The 18,093-nt window shown below is 70.0% G+C and carries 15 protein-coding genes; 7 read left to right on the top strand and 8 right to left on the bottom strand.

Features of this window, described 5'->3' with window-relative positions; all coding sequences use genetic code 11:
- Nucleotides 1-5 precede the first annotated feature (5 nt).
- The 5 genes from O7610_RS09690 to O7610_RS09670 all read left to right on the top strand — a co-directional run bounded on the left by O7610_RS09690 (nucleotide 6) and on the right by O7610_RS09670 (nucleotide 4,843).
- Nucleotides 6-791 (top strand): hypothetical protein, encoded by a 786-nt coding sequence (locus tag O7610_RS09690; RefSeq protein WP_289213093.1) that lies wholly within the window; start codon nucleotides 6-8, stop codon nucleotides 789-791.
- Complete coding sequence (locus tag O7610_RS09685) at nucleotides 788-2,845, top strand: hypothetical protein (RefSeq protein WP_289213092.1); 2,058 nt, start codon at nucleotides 788-790, stop codon at nucleotides 2,843-2,845. The genes O7610_RS09690 and O7610_RS09685 overlap by 4 nt, the downstream gene beginning before the upstream one ends.
- 104 nt (nucleotides 2,846-2,949) lie before the next feature.
- Entirely contained in the window at nucleotides 2,950-3,516 is a 567-nt protein-coding gene (locus O7610_RS09680) for a hypothetical protein (RefSeq protein ID WP_289213091.1), read from the top strand.
- Complete coding sequence (locus O7610_RS09675) at nucleotides 3,513-3,971, top strand: Pycsar system effector family protein (protein WP_289213090.1); 459 nt, start codon at nucleotides 3,513-3,515, stop codon at nucleotides 3,969-3,971. The genes O7610_RS09680 and O7610_RS09675 overlap by 4 nt, the downstream gene beginning before the upstream one ends.
- Nucleotides 3,972-4,168: 197 nt before the next feature.
- On the top strand, nucleotides 4,169-4,843 hold the full coding sequence (locus O7610_RS09670; RefSeq protein WP_289213089.1) for a TOPRIM nucleotidyl transferase/hydrolase domain-containing protein: 675 nt from the start codon (nucleotides 4,169-4,171) through the stop codon (nucleotides 4,841-4,843).
- A gap of 60 nt (nucleotides 4,844-4,903) precedes the next feature.
- Here the strand turns inward: O7610_RS09670 and pgl are convergent, their stop codons facing one another.
- Genes pgl through tkt form a run of 6 tightly spaced genes read right to left on the bottom strand, consistent with a single transcriptional unit; the run spans nucleotide 4,904 to nucleotide 13,221 of the window.
- The gene (gene pgl, locus O7610_RS09665; RefSeq protein ID WP_289213595.1) at nucleotides 4,904-5,662 is read right to left on the bottom strand and encodes a 6-phosphogluconolactonase; all 759 of its coding nucleotides are present in this window, start codon (nucleotides 5,660-5,662) and stop codon (nucleotides 4,904-4,906) included.
- Between the two features lie 11 nt (nucleotides 5,663-5,673).
- Nucleotides 5,674-6,702 (bottom strand): glucose-6-phosphate dehydrogenase assembly protein OpcA, encoded by a 1,029-nt coding sequence (locus tag O7610_RS09660; protein ID WP_281550405.1) that lies wholly within the window; start codon nucleotides 6,700-6,702, stop codon nucleotides 5,674-5,676.
- A complete protein-coding gene (gene zwf, locus O7610_RS09655; protein ID WP_281550404.1) occupies nucleotides 6,699-8,213 on the bottom strand; it encodes a glucose-6-phosphate dehydrogenase in 1,515 nt (504 codons plus the stop codon). Before zwf ends, O7610_RS09660 begins: the two co-directional genes overlap by 4 nt.
- A 36-nt stretch (nucleotides 8,214-8,249) precedes the next feature.
- A complete protein-coding gene (locus O7610_RS09650; protein WP_289213088.1) occupies nucleotides 8,250-9,899 on the bottom strand; it encodes a phosphoglucose isomerase-related protein in 1,650 nt (549 codons plus the stop codon).
- Nucleotides 9,896-11,074 carry a transaldolase gene (gene tal, locus O7610_RS09645; protein ID WP_281550402.1) on the bottom strand — a complete coding sequence of 393 codons (1,179 nt, stop codon included), beginning with the start codon at nucleotides 11,072-11,074 and terminating at the stop codon, nucleotides 9,896-9,898. The genes O7610_RS09650 and tal overlap by 4 nt, the downstream gene beginning before the upstream one ends.
- 11 nt (nucleotides 11,075-11,085) lie before the next feature.
- Complete coding sequence (gene tkt, locus O7610_RS09640; RefSeq protein ID WP_281550401.1) at nucleotides 11,086-13,221, bottom strand: transketolase; 2,136 nt, start codon at nucleotides 13,219-13,221, stop codon at nucleotides 11,086-11,088.
- A 313-nt stretch (nucleotides 13,222-13,534) separates the two neighbouring features.
- Between tkt and O7610_RS09635 the strand changes: the two genes are divergently transcribed.
- Nucleotides 13,535-14,515: a heme o synthase gene (locus O7610_RS09635; protein ID WP_281550400.1), complete on the top strand. Its 981-nt coding sequence runs from the start codon at nucleotides 13,535-13,537 to the stop codon at nucleotides 14,513-14,515.
- A 194-nt stretch (nucleotides 14,516-14,709) separates the two neighbouring features.
- Complete coding sequence (locus O7610_RS09630; protein ID WP_123602407.1) at nucleotides 14,710-15,042, top strand: hypothetical protein; 333 nt, start codon at nucleotides 14,710-14,712, stop codon at nucleotides 15,040-15,042.
- A gap of 163 nt (nucleotides 15,043-15,205) precedes the next feature.
- On the opposite strand, the gene O7610_RS09625 is transcribed toward O7610_RS09630, so the two are convergent.
- Together O7610_RS09625 and O7610_RS09620 are read right to left on the bottom strand one after the other, a co-directional pair.
- The gene (locus O7610_RS09625; protein WP_281550399.1) at nucleotides 15,206-16,705 is read right to left on the bottom strand and encodes an APC family permease; all 1,500 of its coding nucleotides are present in this window, start codon (nucleotides 16,703-16,705) and stop codon (nucleotides 15,206-15,208) included.
- Between the two features lie 262 nt (nucleotides 16,706-16,967).
- The gene (locus O7610_RS09620) at nucleotides 16,968-17,942 is read right to left on the bottom strand and encodes a COX15/CtaA family protein (protein ID WP_281550398.1); all 975 of its coding nucleotides are present in this window, start codon (nucleotides 17,940-17,942) and stop codon (nucleotides 16,968-16,970) included.
- Nucleotides 17,943-18,093 lie beyond the last annotated feature (151 nt).

Raw genomic sequence — 18,093 nt, 5'->3', positions numbered from 1 at the left:
CTCCTGTGGAACACATCCCGTTCGCTAGTTCGATCGATCTCCCCCCGTACCGGGCGATCCTGGCCGTGGACGCCAAGGGCTTCACCGAGGAGCCAGGTAGCACTCATCAGGCGATCAGCAACAGGCTGCTCGACCTGGTTGGTGACGCGCTGACTGTTGCCGGGCTGCGGAAGGAGTGGGAACGTCCCTCATTCCTCGGCCCGACCGGAGATGGATTCGCCGTCGGACTTCCGACTCGCGTTCTGCCCTACCTGGTGGACCCCTTCCCGAGCCTGCTCCAGCAACGTCTCGCTGAGCACAACCGCCACGCCCGGACGCAACTGCAGTTGCGGGTCAGCCTGCACGTTGGTCCCCTACCGGCCGACCCGGAGAGCCCTCACTGGACAGGTAACGGGGAGTCGCGCAACGATGCTCATCGTCTGCTCGATTCCGCACCTGTGAAGGCCATGCTCGCCGGGGCCAGCCCGCGCGTGACCTACGTGGCCTGCGTATTCTCCGACCGCGTCTTCAAGGACGTCATCGCCGCCGGATACGCCGGACTGCATCCGGACCGTTGCATTCCGGTTACGGCGACTGTCGACGGCAAGGCATTCGAACAACGGGCGTGGCTCCACGTGCCCGTGATCTCCGGAAACCTGGTCGGCGTGTTGCCGGCGTCGTCTCCTCCTACGGCGCCGGCAGGGGAGAAGCGGACAAGTCCCCGGATCTCCGGACCACGGGTGAGGCAGAACAACGGCCAGGTCGCCACCACGGTCGAGAATATGACGCAGCAGCGGGACGGTAGCCGATGATGACCGATCCGATCGAGCCCGTCGACCCCGACATCGACGATTCCTACGCAGATGACATCGACGACAGCATCGCCGTCACCGAGAACGGCGGCCAGTACGTCAACAAGAACAACGGACAGGTCGCCGGGCACGTCGCCCGCGACCAGGTGCTGAATGTCCACAACTGGCTCGGGCGTTACCGGGCAGCTTGGGAACTGTCCGACGCCTTTGTACGGGAGACGATGGACAGCTTCGTGGACCGCGCCTACGGTCCGGATGGGCTGTCCAGGGAAGCGGCGGCCCGCATCCTGCAGGAACGGCGTCACGTGCTGCTGGTCGCGCGCCGCGACACCGGCCGGCGTACGGCCGCAGTTGGCTTGCTCGCCGCCGTTCCGTCGCCCCGACGGGAGATCCCGACTGATGATGACGAGAAGTCGCTCCTGCCTGTCGCCGAGGTGCCATGGGAGTCGTACGGCCGGTGCTCGTACCTGCTCACGGTCCCGCCTGGAAGCCGTGATGGGCGGTTGCGCGAGGTACTGATGGCATACCGGGAGGAAGTAGAGAAGCGGGATTCCTATCTGGTCGTCCTGGTCGAGCCGGACACGCTCGAGAGGTCGGAGGACGTCCCGGGCTTCGCGGCTCTCACGGTGACTGCCCCCGCACGTGAAGAGCTGTTGCGCCGGCTTCTGACCGACCAGCACGCGCGCCTGAACGTAGACGCGCTACTTCAGGAACCGCCGTTGCGAGAGATGCTGGCTGATGCCACTCCGACCCAGATCACCAGGCTGTCCAACCGGATCCGGGCTGCTGCGAGCGATCCGGAGGAACTCCTTGGCGATATCGTACGTAAGGCACTCCAGGCATATCGGAACTGGGACGAAGAACTGGGCGACTGGTTTGAGCGCAACCCAGATCCACGAACCAGGCTCTTTCTCGTTGCCTTGGCCTTCCTGCAAGGGGCGCAGGCCACCAACGTCCTACACGCTATGGAGAAGCTTGCCGAGAAGCTTGCCGAGCCGGCGAATGTACGCGGCGGCATTGGCGCGCCGGGGATCCGGCAGCTGGCTAATAAAGTCAGTGCCAATCTCGACGATCAGCACCGGATCTTTTTCACCCTGCCGTCCTATGACGTCGCGATTCTGCGCTACGTGCACAGCGACCAGTCGAAGGCCTTTCGTACACGCCTTTGGGCCTGGGCGTCCGACCTGCCGATTCGCAGTGGTGGATCCGCCAACGCCCGCGTCGCAGGACAGGTGGCCTCGGCCATGCTCGAGGTGACCCGGGCACTTCCCGGTGCCGACGCGCCCGAGGTGCGGACCTTGGTCGAGCGGTGGTGGAGCTACAAGACTCTGCGTCCGCTGGTCGTCGACCTGATGACGGCGTTGACCCTGAGTCCCGAGGCTGGACCGGCGATGCGTGGGCGGCTGAACCAGTGGGCCAAGTATTCGGGGAGCCACCCGCTGCTCTGTGCCGTGGCTGAAGTCTGCTGCGGAGCGCTCGCCGATGCCTATCCGCAAGTGGCGCTGACCAGACTGAACAACCTGGCCGGACGTGGGGTGGAATCCGTCACTGATGCGGTGGTGACAGCCGTGAAGTCGCTCTGGGAACGGCCGATGCACCGGCAGCCAACTCTGCAGCGGATCATCGACTGGGCTGCCGAACGCGACGAGCGCCAAAGTGTAGGCCTGCTCGCGCTGGCGGCGATCTCCGAAACCCCAGAACAGGCCGGGATTCTCCTCACTGAACTGGCCGGCGACGCGGCCCTACGGGTCAAGTTGAAAGACGCCCTATCCTTCCTGTTTACCGACGCTGTGCCGCAGGGTGGCATCCTCGATGCGCTTATGCGATGGCTGGACGCGGCAACCAGGGAATCGACGTACGAGCACTTGATCTCCGACCTCATGGTTGGTGCCGCTGGGAACGGGCAAGGTGCCAGTAAACGTCTCGCCCGAATGACGCGATTGCTGTTCGAATGGCAGCCGGTGGCTTGCGACGAGGAGCATCCGGCTGCCCGTGGCCTGCGTGACCAAATTCAGGAACGATTGCAACGCGCCAATCCGTTGGCTGTCGCATGATCGAGAACTGGCGGGTTCGGCTGTCAGGTCGGCGGACGAGATCCGAGGAACCCGAACAGCCCGTCACATTCACCGCCGAGCTACGCAGCTGCCATCCGTATGTGATGTTCAACGCGACCTTCCAGTGCTGTTGGAAGGGCGATGACCGGGCTGCCTTCTGGGCGGCGCGGCGGAGGGTGACAGACCGGGCCGATCAGGTGACCGCCAGATACTGCGTCACTCAGGCCGGCAATGCCGAAAACGAGGTAAGTACTTGTACTCCCGACGGCGTCAGCGTGCGCTTGACGGTCGGCCGGCAAGCGTACGCGGCCGCAGAGGCCATCCTAGAAATCAATCGACAGGCAGCCCTGGAACGCCAGCGGCAGCGGGCCGAGCTGGATCGGATCAGGTACTTGAGGGAGAGTGTCTACTCCCATCCCGATGTCGCCCGCAGCTACTGGCTTTACCACCATCCCGACCAGCTGAAATCGATGCTAGACATTGACTTCGAGGGGATTGCTGAGAAGTTCAGGAACCGGGAGGATACACGGTTCCTGGTGATTGCCAAGCTGATTGGTGAATTCCTCGGGCGACTCGAGGACGCCGATCGCCGATTTTTGGTTAGTCAGCTTGGGCAGTTGTTTTCATCATACGATCGGTCCGATCTGGCAGAGAGGCTGGAAGGCTCATGAGGGAAGCCGGACGAGCCTCCCTGCAACAGGCGAACGAGATGATTCGTTTTGCCGATGTGAAGGCGGCGGCAGTTCTCGCCGCTGCCGGTGTTCTGGCTGGGCAACTGCCGTCCGCCCATGGACCCCTGTCCGAGAGCATCCTGCTTGTCGCCGGCGCTTGCGTCGCGCTCAGCGCGTTGCTGGCGCTCTACACGTTGGCCCCACGTCAGCAGGCAACGGCGGCGTGGTCGCTGCACTACTTCGAGAACGTCGCCCAGCGGTACGGCGACGATCGAGAAGCGTTTATCGATGCGTGGCTGGACGCCTCCGACGATCCGGACGGGTTCGAACGGGCGATCGCTGGGCAGCTCTGGGTAGCGAATATGGTGGCATACCGAAAGTTTGTCCGAATCACTTGGTCCATCCGGACGTTGGCAGTTGGCGTACTGGCCATTGCCGCCGTGGCCGTCACCTGAGCCGGCCGGCTCCTCTTGTCCTTGGTGCGTAGGCCTCCGGTCTCGCCTGGAGGCCTACGACAACCATCGCCGATGTCACTTCTTCAATCCGAAGGGGTGTCTTCCGACGCTTACGCAGCGCGGGTTTACCGGTTGTCGGCCGGGTCGCGTTCACGGACGATGGCGGTCATGACACCAAGTGCCGGTAGGTGAGACCGATGGACTCCGCTCGTCGCCGCGAGCTTGCCCGCCGGGTGCTCGACGGCTATGCCAGCGGTCACGACGCACCGGTGCAGGCGACCGCCCACGCCCTGACGAAGATCGACCGCGCCGTCGCCCTGGTGCTCCTCGAAGGGGTCAGCGACCAGATCGCGGTGGAGACGGCCGCGGCCGGCCGCGGCCGGGACCTCGACGCGGAACGGGTGGCGGTCGTGCCGATCGGTGGAGCACACGCCACCGGCCGGTTCCTGGCCGGCCTCGGTCCACAGCGGTCGCGGGTACGGCTCGCCGGGCTGTGCGACCTGGCCGAGGTGGACATCGTCGCGCGGGGACTGGCCACCGCCGGGATCGGTGCGCCCCGAACGCACGACGACCTCGCCGAACTCGGGTTCTTCGTCTGCGTCGACGACCTGGAGGACGAACTGATCCGGGCGCTCGGAGTCGACGGAGTCGAGGCGATCCTGGCGACGCACGGCGACCTCGGGTCGTTCCGTACGCTGCAGGGCCAGCCCGCCTGGCGGGGGCGGCGGCCCGAGGCGCAGCTGCGCCGGTTCATGGGCAGCGGCTCGCGCCGCAAGTCACGCTACGCCCGGCTGCTCGTCGAGGCGGCGATCGCCCGGGACGTGTTGCCGCAGCCCCTCGACCGGCTACTCGCCTCCGTCGGCCCGCACTGAACCGACGGAGGCCGCCGGACGGGAACGTCCGGCGGCCACCACGTCACGGGTTTTCCGATGCTAGCCAGCCGAGGTCGGCGCGGTGACCAGCTCGGCGGCGGCTGCCTGGTCGAGCAGCCACCAGGTACGGCGCACGCCGCGTACCCCGCAGGCCGGCACCGCGACCGGGTCGCTGCCGCCGTACGCCCCGCCGACCGCCGCCGCCTTGTCCGCCCCGGCGGCGACCAGCCACACCTCGTCGGCGGTGTTGATGGTGGACAGGGTCAGCGTGATCCGGGTCGGCGGCGGCTTCGGGCTGTCCCGTACCGCCGCCACCGGGCGGGTCTCGCCGGTGACCGGATGCCCCGGGAACACCGACGCCACGTGCCCGTCCTCGCCGACGCCGAGCATCAGCACGTCGAACCGGGGCAGCGGGGCCGTACCCGGGCCGGCGACCCGGTCGAGGACGGCGGCGTACCGGGCGGCGGCCGCCTCCGGATCGTCGCCGTCCGGTCCGTCCGACGCGGGCATCGCGTGCACCCGCTGCGGATCGAGCGGCAGTACGTCGAGCAGCGCCTCGCGGGCCTGGGTCTCGTTGCGGTCCGGGTCGCCGGCGGGCAGGAACCGCTCGTCACCCCACCAGACGTCCACCCGGGACCAGTCGACCGCCTGCCGGGCCGGCAGTTCGCCGACCGCGCGCAGCACGGCCGCCGCGACCCGCCCGCCGGTCAGCACCACCGCCGCTTCGCCCCGCTCGGCCTGGGCGTCGATCAGCCGGACGACGAGCCGGGACGCCACCGCGCTGGCCAGCACGGTGGCGTCCGGGTGCACGACGAGCATGCCGGGGCCGCTCACGAGCCGCTCCGTGCCGGACCGGCCGCGACGACCGCCGGGTCGGTGCCGGCTGCCGGCCCCGTGGCCTTCGCCGGGTCCTTCCAGATGTGCACCCGCTTGGCGGGCCGGGAGGACAGCTCCGGCAGCCCGGCCAGGGTGCCCAGCGCCTCGGAGTAGACCTGGTCGGCGTCGAGCCGCCGCAGCTCCTCGGCGAGCTCTTCGCCGAGCGGTCGACGCACCAGCGGCATCTGCCGCTCCGGCTGCCCGGTCCGGGTGAACATCGCCGAACTGTCCTCGCGGACCAGGCTCAGCCCGTCACCGTTGGCGCAGCGCAGCTCCACCGACCGCATCCGGGGGAACGCGCTGGTCTCCTCCCAGCGCGGCGTGATGCCGAGCCGGGCCGCCAGCCAGCTGATCATCAAGGCGGCCGTCGGGTCGGCCCGGGGCGCGGTCACCGTGGCGCCGGTGATCTGCGCGTCGGTGGTGTCGAACGCCCCGGCGACCAGGGTGCGCCACGGGGTGATCCGGGTCCACGCCAGATCGGTGTCGCCCGACGCGTAGTCGACCGCCCGTTGCAGCAGCGCCTGCACCGGGTTGGGGGCCTGCGCCGAGTCGGTGATCCGCCGGTCGGCGACCACCCCCAGGTAGTCGTTGGCGATCTGCTCCGGCGGCTCGCCGTGCCACCAGGTCACCACCGGTACGTCCGGCACCAGCAGCGGCATCACCACCGACTCGGCGTGCAGCGCCAGCCGGCCGGAGGTACGCATGACGACCGCCTCGCACGGCCCGAGCCGGCCGCCGACGACCACTTCGGCGTCGAGCCGGCTGACCTTGCGGTCGATGTCGGAGCGGACCACCACGAGCAGCCGGCACGGGTGGGCTGCGGCGGCGATGGTGGCCGCCGCCTCCGCCTCGCGTACCCGCTTCTCGTCGACCACCACGATCAGGGTCAGCGCCATTCCGCTGGCCACGCCGCCGGCGCTGCGCCGCTCGGCGGCCAGGGCCTTGACCACCTCGTTGCCGGTGGTGTCCCACAGGCTGATCATGCTCTCCTCCAGGACCGGCCCTCGCGGGCCAGCATCTCGTCGGCGGCCCGTGGACCCCACTCGCCGGACCGGTACGGCTCCGGCCGGGTGCCCTCCCAGGCCTCTTCGAGAGGGTCGATCACCCGCCAGCTCTGCTCCACCTCGGCGGCGTCGGGGAACAGGGTGCGGTCGCCGATCAGCACGTCGAGCACCAACCGCTCGTACGCCTCCGGGCTGGCCTCGGTGAACGCCTCGCCGTACTGGAAGTCCATCGCGATGTCGCGGACCTCCATGGTGGTGCCCGGCACCTTGGCGCCGAACTTGAGCACCACGCCCTCGTCGGGCTGCACCCGGATGACCAGCTGGTTGTTGCTGAGCATCTCCACGTCGGTGCCGTTGAACGGCAGGTGCGGTGCGGCCTTGAACATCACCGCCACCTCGGTCACCCGCCGCGGCAACCGCTTTCCGGCGCGCAGATAGAACGGCACCCCGGCCCACCGGCGGTTCTGAATGCCCAGCCGCATCGCCACGTACGTCTCGGTGGTCGAGTCGGCCGGCACGTTCGGCTCCTCCAGGTAGCCGACGGCCCGCTGCCCGGCCACCCAGCCCTTCAGGTACTGACCGCGGACGGTGCCGGCGGCCACGTCGTCGGGCAGGCTGATCGCCCGCAGCACCTTCAGCTTCTCCGCCCGGATCTCGGCGGCGTCGAAGCTGGTCGGCTCCTCCATGGTGACCAGGGCCAGCAGCTGCAGCAGATGGTTCTGCACCACGTCACGGGCGGCGCCGGTGGCGTCGTAGAAGCCGGCCCGGCTGCCGATGCCGACGTCCTCGGCCATGGTGATCTGCACCGAGTCGACGTACTTGGAGTTCCACAGCGGCTCGAACAGGTTGTTGGCGAACCGCAGCGCCATGATGTTCTGGACGGTCTCCTTGCCCAGATAGTGGTCGATGCGGAACACATCGTCACGGGTGAACACGTCGTCGACCAGGTCGTTGAGCGACTTCGCCGACGGCAGGTCGTAGCCGAACGGCTTCTCCACCACCACCCGACGCCAGCCGCCGCACCGCTCGTTGTCGGCCATGCCGGTGCGGGCCAGCTGCTTGAGCACCTGCGGGAACGCCGACGGCGGGATGGAGAAGTAGAACGCGGCGTTGCCGTGGATGCCGTGCGATTCGCGCAGCCCGTCCAGGCAGGCCGACAGCTTGTCGAACGCGGCGTCGTCGTCGAACGAGCCGCCGACGAACTTGATGTTGCCGGCCAGGCGGGACCAGACCTCCTCACGCCACGGGGTACGCGCGTACTCCTTGGCCGAGTCGTGGGCCAGCGACTCGAAGTCGCCGTCGGTCCAGTCCCGCCGGGCGAAGCCGAGCACCACGAAGCCGGGTGGCAGCAGCCCTCGGTTGGCCAGGTCGTAGATGCCGGGGAGTAGTTTCTTGCGAGCCAGATCACCGGTGACACCGAAAATCACCAGAGCGCAGGGCTCCGGGATGCGCGGCAGCCGCCGGTCCTGCGGGTCGCGCAGGGGGTTCACGTCGCCTCCTCAGTCCGTTTTCCTCCGGACCAATTGTCAGCTGGGCAGGTTTCGAATCGTGTCCAGGAGTTGGGCGACGCCGGCGGCCCGATCGGTCAGGTGCAGCCGCAGCAGCGGCCGGCCCCGCCCGGCGAGCGCCTCACGGTCACCGGCGGCCTGCGCCGCCTGCAGCTCACCGAAGCTGTACGGGCGACCGGGCACCGGCAGGTCGTCGGTGACCGCACCGGTGATCTGCAGGAACGCGCCGACCTGCGGCCCGCCCTTGTGGTACTGCCCGGTGGAGTGCAGGAACCGCGGCCCCCAGCCGAAGGTGACCGGCCGGCCGGCGGCGGCCGCCAGCAGTGGCCGAATCCCGGCCGCGTCGGCGTCGCCGAACCGGTCCAGGTAGGCCATCACCGCGAGGTATCCGTCGGTGCCGACGCCGTCGATCAGCCAGCGCAGCGCGCCGACCAGCTCACCCGGTACGCCGTCCGGCCCGTACACCTCGATCGCACCCTCGACGAACGACGGTGCCTCGGCCGGCGGCCCGGCCGCCAGGATCCGGTTGGTGTTCTCCTTCGACTCGGTGACGTTGGGCTGGTTGAACGGGTCGATGCCGAGCACCCGGCCGGCGACCGCCGTCGCGTACTCCCAGACCAGGAACTGCGCGCCGAGCGGTCCGTTGACCGCCAGGTCGGGGCGGACCCCGCCGCCGGGCACCCCGCCCGGTTGGCCGGCACCGCCGTAGGTGACGGTGAGCACGTCCGGGCCGGCGGCGCCGGGGGCGTCCGGTGCCTCGACGACCACCGGCAGGATGCCGATGCCGTCCTTGCCGGTCGACTCGGCGATCAGCTGCTCGATCCAGTCGCCGAGCCCTTCGATGCCGGTGCCGTCGGAGACCAGCGCGACCTTGTCCCGGCCGGTGGTCGCCGCCGCACCGAGCGCCGCGCCGAGCGCCAGCCCCGGGTTGTCCCGGTCGCCGCCGAGCGCGGCGGACAGCTGCTCGGCCTGGTCGAGCAGCTCGACCACGTCCACGCCGGCCAGCGCCGACGGGACCAGACCGAACGCGGTCAGCGCCGAGTACCGTCCGCCGACCTCCGGGTCGGCGAGCACCACGGTGGCGCCCATCTCCTCGGCGGTGGTGGCCAGCGGCGAGCCGGGATCGGTGACGATGACGAACCGCCGCCCCGCCTCGGCCTCGCTCAGCCCTGAGTCGAGGAACGCCTGCCAGTACGCGCGACGGTGGCTGTCGGTCTCCACGGTGCCGCCGGACTTGCTGGCCACCACCACGACGGTCCGGTCCAGTCGGTCGCCGAGCGCCGCCCGCACCTGGTGCGGGTCGGTGGTGTCCAGCACGGTGACCGGCTTGCCGACGGTGAGCGAGATGACCTCGGGAGCCAGCGACGACCCGCCCATCCCGGCCAGCACCACGTGGTCCAGGTCGCCCAGCTCGGCCTGCAGTTCGGCGAGCTGCGGCAGCAGGTCCCGGCTGCGGGTGAAGGTGTCCAGCCAGCCGAGCCGAATCTTCGCCTCGGCCTCGGCGTCCGGGCCCCACAGCGTCGGGTCCTTGCGGGCGAGTGAGCCGGGCACCTCGTCGCCGACCAGCGCGCCCCGGGTCGACGAGGCGGCCGAGGCGTCGACCGCGTCGGCCCCGTACACGCTCAGCCCGGCCGCGGCCTCGACCCCGCCGTCGAAGAAGTCGCTCATGCGTTACCTCCGGCCTGCTTGGCCGCGGCGGCGTGCCCGCTCGCGGCCGCGTTCGGCTCACCGGCGCCGGCCGCGGCCGCGTCCAGCGACGAGCGGACCCCGTCGAGCAGCTCCTGCCAGCTGGCCTCGAACTTGCTCACCCCCTCAGACTCCAGGGTCTTGACCACGTCGTCGAGGTCGACGCCGACGGCGATCAGGTCGTCGAGCACCTGCCGGGCGGCCGGGTACGAGCCGGTGACCGTGTCGCCCCGGGTCTCGCCGTGGTCGGCGTAGGCGTGCACCACCGACTCCGGCATGGTGTTGACCGTGCCGGGGGCGATCAGCTCCTCGACGTAGATGACGTCCCGGTAGGCCGGGTTCTTCGTCGAGGTGGAGGCCCACAGCGGGCGCTGCGGGTGGGCGCCGGCGTCGGCCAGGGCCTGCCAGCGGTCCGAGGAGAAGACTTCCGCGTACCGCTCGTACGCCAGCTGCGCGTTCGCCACGGCGGCCTTGCCCTTGAGCGCCTTGGCCTGGTCGCTGCCGATCTTGTCGAGGCGCTTGTCGATCTCGGTGTCCACCCGGGAGACGAAGAACGAAGCGACCGAGCCGATGGTGGTCAGGTCGTGGCCGTTGGCCTTCGCCTGCTCCAGACCGGCGAGGAAGGCGTCCATCACCGCGCTGTAGCGGTCCAGCGAGAAGATCAGGGTCACGTTGACGCTGATCCCCTCGGCCAGGGTGGCGGTGATCGCCGGTAGCCCGGCCTCGGTCGCCGGGATCTTGATGAACAGGTTCGGCCGGTCGACCAGCCACCACAGCGCCTTCGCCTCGGCGACGGTCTCCGCAGTGCGGTACGCCAGCCGCGGGTCGACCTCGATCGACACCCGGCCGTCGACGCCGCCGCTGGTTTCGTACGCCGGGCGCATCACGTCGCAGCCCCACCGCACGTCGTAGGTGGTGAGCATCCGGACCGCCTCGTCCACGCTGACGCCCCGGGCGGCCAGGTCACGCAGCTGCCAGTTGTACTCGTCGGCGTCGGCGAGCGCGGCGGCGAAGATGGTCGGGTTGGTGGTCACGCCGGCGACGTGCTTCTCCCGGCGCAGTTGGTCCAGGTTGCCGGTGCTGAGCCGTTGCCGGGACAGGTCGTCGAGCCAGACCGCCACGCCTGCGGCGGTCAGCTTTCCCAATCGGTCCGTCATCTGGAGCCTCCTCAGTTTCCGGTGGTGGTGCCGGTGATGGCGCCGACCCGGGTCAGCGACGCGTGCGCCGCCGCGACCACGGCGTCGGCGGTGAAGCCGAACTGCTCGAACAGCACCTGGTACGGGGCGCTGGCCCCGTAGTGTTCAATGCTGACCGACTCGCCGCAGTCGCCGACCAGGCCACGCCAGGACATGCCGATGCCGGCCTCGACGCTGACCCGGGCCTTGACCCCGCGCGGCAGCACCGATTCGCGGTATGCCTCGTCCTGCTCGGTGAACCATTCCTGGCACGGCATCGAGACGACCCGGGTGGCGACGCCTTCGGCTTCGAGGCGTTCCCGGGCGGTGAGCAGCAGTTGCACCTCGGACCCCGAGCCCATCAGGATCACCTGCGGTTGGGCGTTGCCGGCGTCAGCCAGCACGTAGCCGCCCTTGCGGACCCCTTCGGCCGAGGCGTAGGTGCCCCGGTCGATGACCGGCACCGCCTGCCGGGTCAGCGCCAGCGCGGTGGGCCGGTCGGTGTGCTCCAGGGCGACCCGCCACGCCCAGGCGGTCTCGTTGGCGTCGGCCGGGCGGACCACGTCCAGTCCGGGGATGGCCCGCAGCGCCGACAGGTGCTCGATCGGCTGGTGGGTGGGGCCGTCCTCGCCGAGCCCGATCGAGTCGTGCGTCCAGACGTAGACCACCGGGAGTTTCATCAGCGCGGCCAGCCGCACCGCCGGGCGCATGTAGTCGCTGAACACCAGGAACGTGCCGCCGTACGGGCGGGTGCCGCCGTGCAGCGCGATGCCGTTGAGGATCGCCCCCATGGCGTGTTCGCGGATGCCGAAGTGCAGGGTGCGGCCGTACTCATGGCCGGGGAACTCCTTGGTGGCGTACTCGGCCGGGACGAACGACGGCTCGCCCTTCATCGTGGTGTTGTTGCTCTCCGCCAGGTCGGCCGAGCCGCCCCACAGCTCCGGCAGCTCGGCGGCGAGCGCGGTCAGCACCTTGCCCGAGGCGGCCCGGGTGGCGACCCCCTTGGGGTCCGCCGGCCAGTCCGGCAGCGCGTCGGTCCAGCCGGTCGGCAGGGTACGGGTGGCGAGCCGGTCGTGCAGCGCCTTGCGCTCCGGGTTGGCCTGCGCCCAGGCGTCGTACTTCTCGGTCCACTTGGCGTGTGCCTGCCGGCCCCGGTCGAGCACCTCGCGGATGTGGGCGAGGACCTTGTCGTCGACCGCGAAGTGCTGGTTGGGGTCGAGGCCGAGGATCTCCTTGGTGGCGGCGACCTCGTCGGCGCCGAGCGCCGAGCCGTGGATCTTGCCGGTGTTCTGCTTCTTCGGTGCCGGCCAGCCGATGATGGTGCGCAGCGCGATGAACGACGGGCGGTCGGTCTCCGCACGGGCGGCGGTCAGCGCCGCGTACAGCGCCTCGACGTCCTCGTGGTACTCGCCGTCGCCGGCCGCGCCCGCCCGCCAGTCGACGGTCTGCACGTGCCAGCCGTACGCGGCGTACCGGGCGGCGACGTCCTCGCTGAGCGCGATCCGGGTGTCGTCCTCGATGGAGATCTGGTTGTCGTCGTAGACGACGGTCAGGTTGCCGAGCTTCTGGTGCCCGGCCAGGGCGCTGGCCTCGTGGGTGATGCCCTCTTCGATGTCACCGTCGGAGGCGATCACCCAGATGTTGTGGTCGAAGACCGACTCGCCGGGCGCGGCGTCCGGGTCGAGCAGTCCGCGTTCCCGGCGGGCGGCCATCGCCATGCCGACCCCGTTGGCCAGCCCTTGGCCGAGCGGACCGGTGGTGGTCTCCACTCCCCGGGTGTGGCCGTGCTCCGGGTGTCCAGGGGTCAGCGATCCCCATTGCCGCAACGCCTTGAGGTCGTCCAGGCTCAGCCCGTAACCGGAGAAGAAGAGTTGGATGTACAGGGTGAGACTGGAGTGCCCGGCGGAGAGGACGAACCGGTCCCGGCCGGCCCAGCCCGGGTCGCTCGGGTCGTGCCGCATGACCCGGTTGAACAGCAGGTACGCCGCGGGAGCGAGGCTCATCGCGGTGCCCGGATGGCCGTTGCCGGATTTCTCTACGGCGTCGGCGGCCAGCACGCGTGCGGTGTCGACCGCGCGGCGGTCGAGGTCGGACCAGTTCAGGGGGGCATCGGTTGGTGTTGCAGCCACGGTGGGTGTGCTCCTCGTCCAGCAGGTAGGCGGAACCCTCGTCACGACCCTATCGAGCAGGGTTCACGGTGCGCCCGCCGATCTCGACAACCGGATGGTCGTCCAGGGTCGTGCCCGATCGTCGGACCCGACGATCGGGCACCGGGGGATACGCATCGTGGCCGGTGAAAAGCCTGCCGAGTGTGACGACGAGCACCGGTGACGGGTCGGCCGGGCAGGCAAAATACCTGCGCGTACGCTGTCGGAGGCGCGTCGGCCCGCAGGTCGCCGCCAGTTGAAGGTCACCCGCCGCCGACGCCGGAAGGTGCAGCCCGTGAGCATGGTCACCGAGCGCCCCGCCCATGACCGGGCGCGGGTCAGGTCCGTCGCCGAAGCGGACCAGGTGCCCGGCACAGCGGCGGACCCAGGGCCGGTGGCCGTGCCCGACCTGCTGGCTGTGGTCCGGGCATACGTGTCGCTCACCAAGCCGCGGATCATCGAGCTGCTGCTGGTCACGACCGTACCGACGATGATGGTCGCGGCCGGTGGCCTGCCGTCGCTCGGGCTGGTGGCGGTGGTGCTGGTCGGCGGCACCCTGGCCGCCGGTGCGGCGAACGCGTTGAACTGCTTCATCGACCGGGACATCGACCAGCTGATGCGCCGGACGAAGCGTCGGCCGCTGCCGAACCACGTGGTCAGCCCCAGGCACGCGCTGATCTTCGGGTTGGTGCTCGCGGTGAGCTCGGTGGCGCTGATGGCGGTCTTCACCAACTGGCTCGCCACCGGGCTGACCCTGGCGGCGATCGCCTACTACGACCTCGTCTACACGCTGTGGTTGAAGCGTACGACGCCACAGAACACGTTCTGGGGTGGTGTCTGCGGCGCCGCTCCGGTGCTGATCGGCTGGGCGGCGGTGACCGGCGGCCTGGCCCCGGTGGCCTGGGCACTGTTCGCCGTGGTGTTCTTCTGGCAGCTGCCGCACTTCTACGCGTTGGCGATCAAGTACAAGGTGGACTACGCGCGGGCCGGGATCCCGATGCTGCCGGTGGTGGCCTCCGAACGTCGGGTCGGCGTGGAGATCGTACTGTTCAGTTGGTTGACGGTCGGGTCGTCGGTGCTGGTCTGGCCGTTGGGCATGTCATTGATCTACGCGGTCCCGGCGGTGGTGGTCGGGGTCGTCTTCCTGTTGGAGGCTCACCGGCTGCAGCGCCGGTCCGGGCGTGGTCTGCCGGTCCAGCCGATGCGGCTGTTCCACTGGTCGACGACCTACCTCACGGTGCTCTTCGTTGCTGTGGCGTTGGACGCGCTGGTCTGACGCCGGGGTCCCGTCCCGTCCAGGTCTCGAAACTTCTGTCGCGTTTGCCGCTTTTCGTGCTGGAATTTGTCCCTTTTTGGACACTGAAATCACCATCAATCATCTGTGGGACTTCTTAAACCCACGGATGATTGGAGTCACAAAAAGCCGACATCTGATCGGCGAAAGGTCGTCGCTCTGCTTACGCTTCGCGTATGGCAGATGGTTCCGATACGACGCTGGCGACCGAATCCGTCCCGGGGGACGCCCCCTCTGGTCTGGTCGCCGGCATCCGGTCCTTCGCCGCTGGCCACGGCGGCGCGAAGGCGGTCATCGAGTATGTCGGCAAGCGTGGCGCACGGATCGTCCTGGTGGGGGAGGACGGCGCCTGGGGCGACCAGTTCGCTGACGGCACCGACGTGGCCCGCGCCGCCTGCCTCAAGGCGGGGGTCGAGATCGAGAACGAGTGGGAGCGGGAGCTGATGGATCAGATGCGGCCCAGCAACGACCTGTGGCGGTCGATGTCGCGTCGCAGTCTGGCGCGCTGACCAGCCCTTTCCCGTCCTGCACAACGAACGACGACCAGTTGCGTGACTGGACGAGCGGTCTGTCAGCTGGAGGAACAGAGCCGAGCGAGACCCGGGCGTACCGCCCGGGTCTCGCTCGTTGTCCGCCGCCGCAACCGCGGCTGGACATCCAGCTGGACAGCGGTTAGACGCGGGCCGACGGCCGGACGGGTGCCGGCGGCACCGGTTGGGCGGTGCCGCTGTCGGCGCCCCAGCCGATCGTCCGGTACGTCTGCGGACGCCTGGTACGCAGCCAGAGCGCCCAACCGACGCCGGCCAGCGCGGCCAGGGCGTACCCGGCCGGGAACCACCAGCGCAGCGGGGACGCGCCGATGCCGAGCAGGTCACCGAAGCTGGTGACGGTGCCGACGAGGATCAGCCCGAGCGCGCCGGTGGCCGCGCCCGGCGCGACCAGTCGTCGCCAGGCCGACTCGCCACGCGGGTCGCGGCGGAAGTAGCCGATCACCGCGAGTGAGGTCACGGTCATCAGGATCAGCACGCCGAGCCCACCGGTGACGGTCACCCAGAAGAACAGGTGGGTGATGGGATCCAGCCCGGTCGCCGCGTACCCCACGATCACCGCGACGGCGAGCCCGCTCTGCACCAGCGAGCCGAGCTTCGGCGCGCCGGTCCGCCGGTTCGTCCGGCCGAGCGCCGCCGGCAGCACCCGTTCCCGCCCGAGGGCGAACAGGTACCGGGCAACGGTGTTGTGGAACGCGAGCAGCGCGGCGAACAGGCTGGTCAGGAACAACAACCGGCCGGCGTCCACGAGCGTCGTGCCGATGTGCGGGTCGACCAGCACGAACATCAGTTCGGTGCCGTACTCGCGGGCTTGGGCGACGACGTCGTTCGGGCCGGCCGCCACCGCCATCGCCCAGGCGGAACCCGCGTAGCACACTCCGGCGATCGTCACCGCGAAGTAGGTGGCCCGGGCGACCGTACGACGCGGATCACGGGTCTCCTCGGCGAACACCGTGCCGGCCTCGACACCGACGAAACCGGCTATGCCGCCGACCAGCATCGCCGCCACCCCTGGGGTGAGCAGCTGGCGGGGGTCGAGACCCGCGACGGCGGCACCGTCGGCGGGGTGGCCGACCATGACGATGCTGTAGCCGATGATGACCGCGAGCTCGGCCAGCAGCAGGCCAGCCAGGATCCGGCCGTTGAGGTCGACGCGGGCCAGGCCGAGTACGGTCACCAGGGCCCAGCCGGCCAGCGCGCAGAGCCACCACGGCACGGTGGCACCGGCGACGGCGAGTACCTCGGCGGCAACCACGCCGAAAGCGCCGTACAGCCCGATCTGCATCGCGTTGTACGCGACGACGGCGACGAACGCCGCCGCGATGCCGGGGATCCGGCCGAGACCGTGCGCGACGTAGCTGTACATCGCGCCGGCGTTGACGACGTGCCGGCTCATCGCCACGTAGCCGACGGCGAAGACCGCCATCACCACCGCGATGAGCAGGTAGGCGACCGGCACCGCGGTGGTGCCGGTGACGGCATAGCCGGTGCTGGCGCCGCCGGCCACCACGGTCAGCGGCGCGGCGGCGGCGAGAACGAAGAACAACACCTGGGGTACGCCCAGGCGGGACCGGGCCAACGTCGCGGCGACGGTGCCGGACCGGCTCGTACGGAAGGTAGACACGCGGGAGCTCCGAAAGTGGTCAGTCAGGAAAACGCGGGAGTGCGCGTGCGGTGACGGAGGATCGTCCGGGGTGCCGCTACGCGGGTCTGGTCCAGGCAGGGAACCGACCAGGGGCGCGGCAGCCACGGCACGGGGGGACCGTCACTGCCGCGCCCGGTTCGTCGTGCCGGTGGTTGTGCCCCGGCACAGGCGTAGCCTCACCGGTACTCTCCGCTATGGGGATAGGTCTGCCGTTTTCAACCGTCTTCAACGGTTGGTGACCTTACGGTTGCGCTCCGACCAGGGGGCGTTCGTTGCCGTCGTCGGAAACCACCCTGGTAGCAGCTGATTGCGGCCCGGTCGGCTCCCGGGTCCGGGTCGACCAGAGCGCGCCGAGGGTGGCCAGCCACACCAGACACGCGCCGAGCATGTGCGCGCTGACCAGCGCGACCGGCAGGTCGGTGAGGTACTGGACCACGCCGATCAGTCCCTGGGCGAGCTCCACGACGACGAGCACGGCCGCCGCGCGTACCGCCGGTCGGGGTGCGCCGACCGCGCGCAACGCGAACCACCAGGCGACCGACAACCCGATCAGCAGGGCGACCGAGTCAGCGTGCAGCTGGGACATGGCCTGCGGGTCCAGCCCGGTGCGCCCGGCGTCCGGGTCGCCGGCGTGCGGGCCGCTGCCGGTCACCACGGTGCCGAGTACCAGCACCCCGAAGCTCACGGCGGTGATCACGAAGGCCAACTGGCGCAGCGGCCGGGCCACCACGTCTCGGTTGGTGCGGCCGCCGACGCGTACCCGTTGCCACAACCCGTACGCCACCGCGATGGTGACCATCGACAGCATGAAGTGCAGCGCCACCACCCAGGGGTTGAGCTGCACCCGGACGCTGACCCCGCCGATCAGGCCCTGCAGGATCACCAGTCCCAGTACGCCGAGGGCCGGTCCGCGCAGGTCCAACCGGCGTGGCCGGGACCGCAGCACCGCCAGCAGGGTGGCGAGCGCGATCATGCCGACCAGGATGCCGAGGACCCGGTTGCCGAACTCGATGATGCCGAGCACGCCCATCTCCGGCGTGGTGACGTAGGAGTCGTCGGTGCAGCGCGGCCAGGTCGGGCAGCCGAGCCCGGACCCGGTGAGCCGCACGCCGCCCCCGGTCAGCACGATCGCGACGTTGGCCACCAAGGAGGCGAGCGCGAGCCGCCGGAGCAGGGCGGGGCCGGCGGTCAGCCGACCGGACGGGGAGACGGGCACGGCGGCAATCGTACCGATATGGCGGATACCACAGCCGTGCGGTGCCGCCGGTACCGCAGCCCTGCGGTGCCGCCAGCCGACTGCGGCAAGGCCTCGCCGTGCTGGTCCCGGTGGCGGTCACGCTCGGTGCGGTGGATCACCCGGAGGCGCG

Source organism: Solwaraspora sp. WMMA2065, assembly GCF_030345075.1.
Taxonomy (GTDB): domain Bacteria; phylum Actinomycetota; class Actinomycetes; order Mycobacteriales; family Micromonosporaceae; genus Micromonospora_E.
Note: the sequence above shows the minus strand (reverse complement) of the source record. Positions and strands in the feature narration are given on the sequence as shown.

What these genes read in the sequence shown, in the direction of transcription:
- O7610_RS09685 (WP_289213092.1), top strand. Translation starts at nt 788, where the DNA reads ATGATGACCGATCCGATCGAGCCCGTCGACCCCGACATCGACGATTCC.
- O7610_RS09680 (WP_289213091.1), top strand. Translation starts at nt 2,950, where the DNA reads ATGTTCAACGCGACCTTCCAGTGCTGTTGGAAGGGCGATGACCGGGCT.
- O7610_RS09675 (WP_289213090.1), top strand. Translation starts at nt 3,513, where the DNA reads ATGAGGGAAGCCGGACGAGCCTCCCTGCAACAGGCGAACGAGATGATT.
- O7610_RS09670 (WP_289213089.1), top strand. Translation starts at nt 4,169, where the DNA reads ATGGACTCCGCTCGTCGCCGCGAGCTTGCCCGCCGGGTGCTCGACGGC.
- pgl (WP_289213595.1), bottom strand. Translation starts at nt 5,662, where the DNA reads ATGCTCGTCGTGCACCCGGACGCCACCGTGCTGGCCAGCGCGGTGGCG.
- O7610_RS09660 (WP_281550405.1), bottom strand. Translation starts at nt 6,702, where the DNA reads ATGATCAGCCTGTGGGACACCACCGGCAACGAGGTGGTCAAGGCCCTG.
- O7610_RS09650 (WP_289213088.1), bottom strand. Translation starts at nt 9,899, where the DNA reads ATGAGCGACTTCTTCGACGGCGGGGTCGAGGCCGCGGCCGGGCTGAGC.
- tal (WP_281550402.1), bottom strand. Translation starts at nt 11,074, where the DNA reads ATGACGGACCGATTGGGAAAGCTGACCGCCGCAGGCGTGGCGGTCTGG.
- O7610_RS09630 (WP_123602407.1), top strand. Translation starts at nt 14,710, where the DNA reads ATGGCAGATGGTTCCGATACGACGCTGGCGACCGAATCCGTCCCGGGG.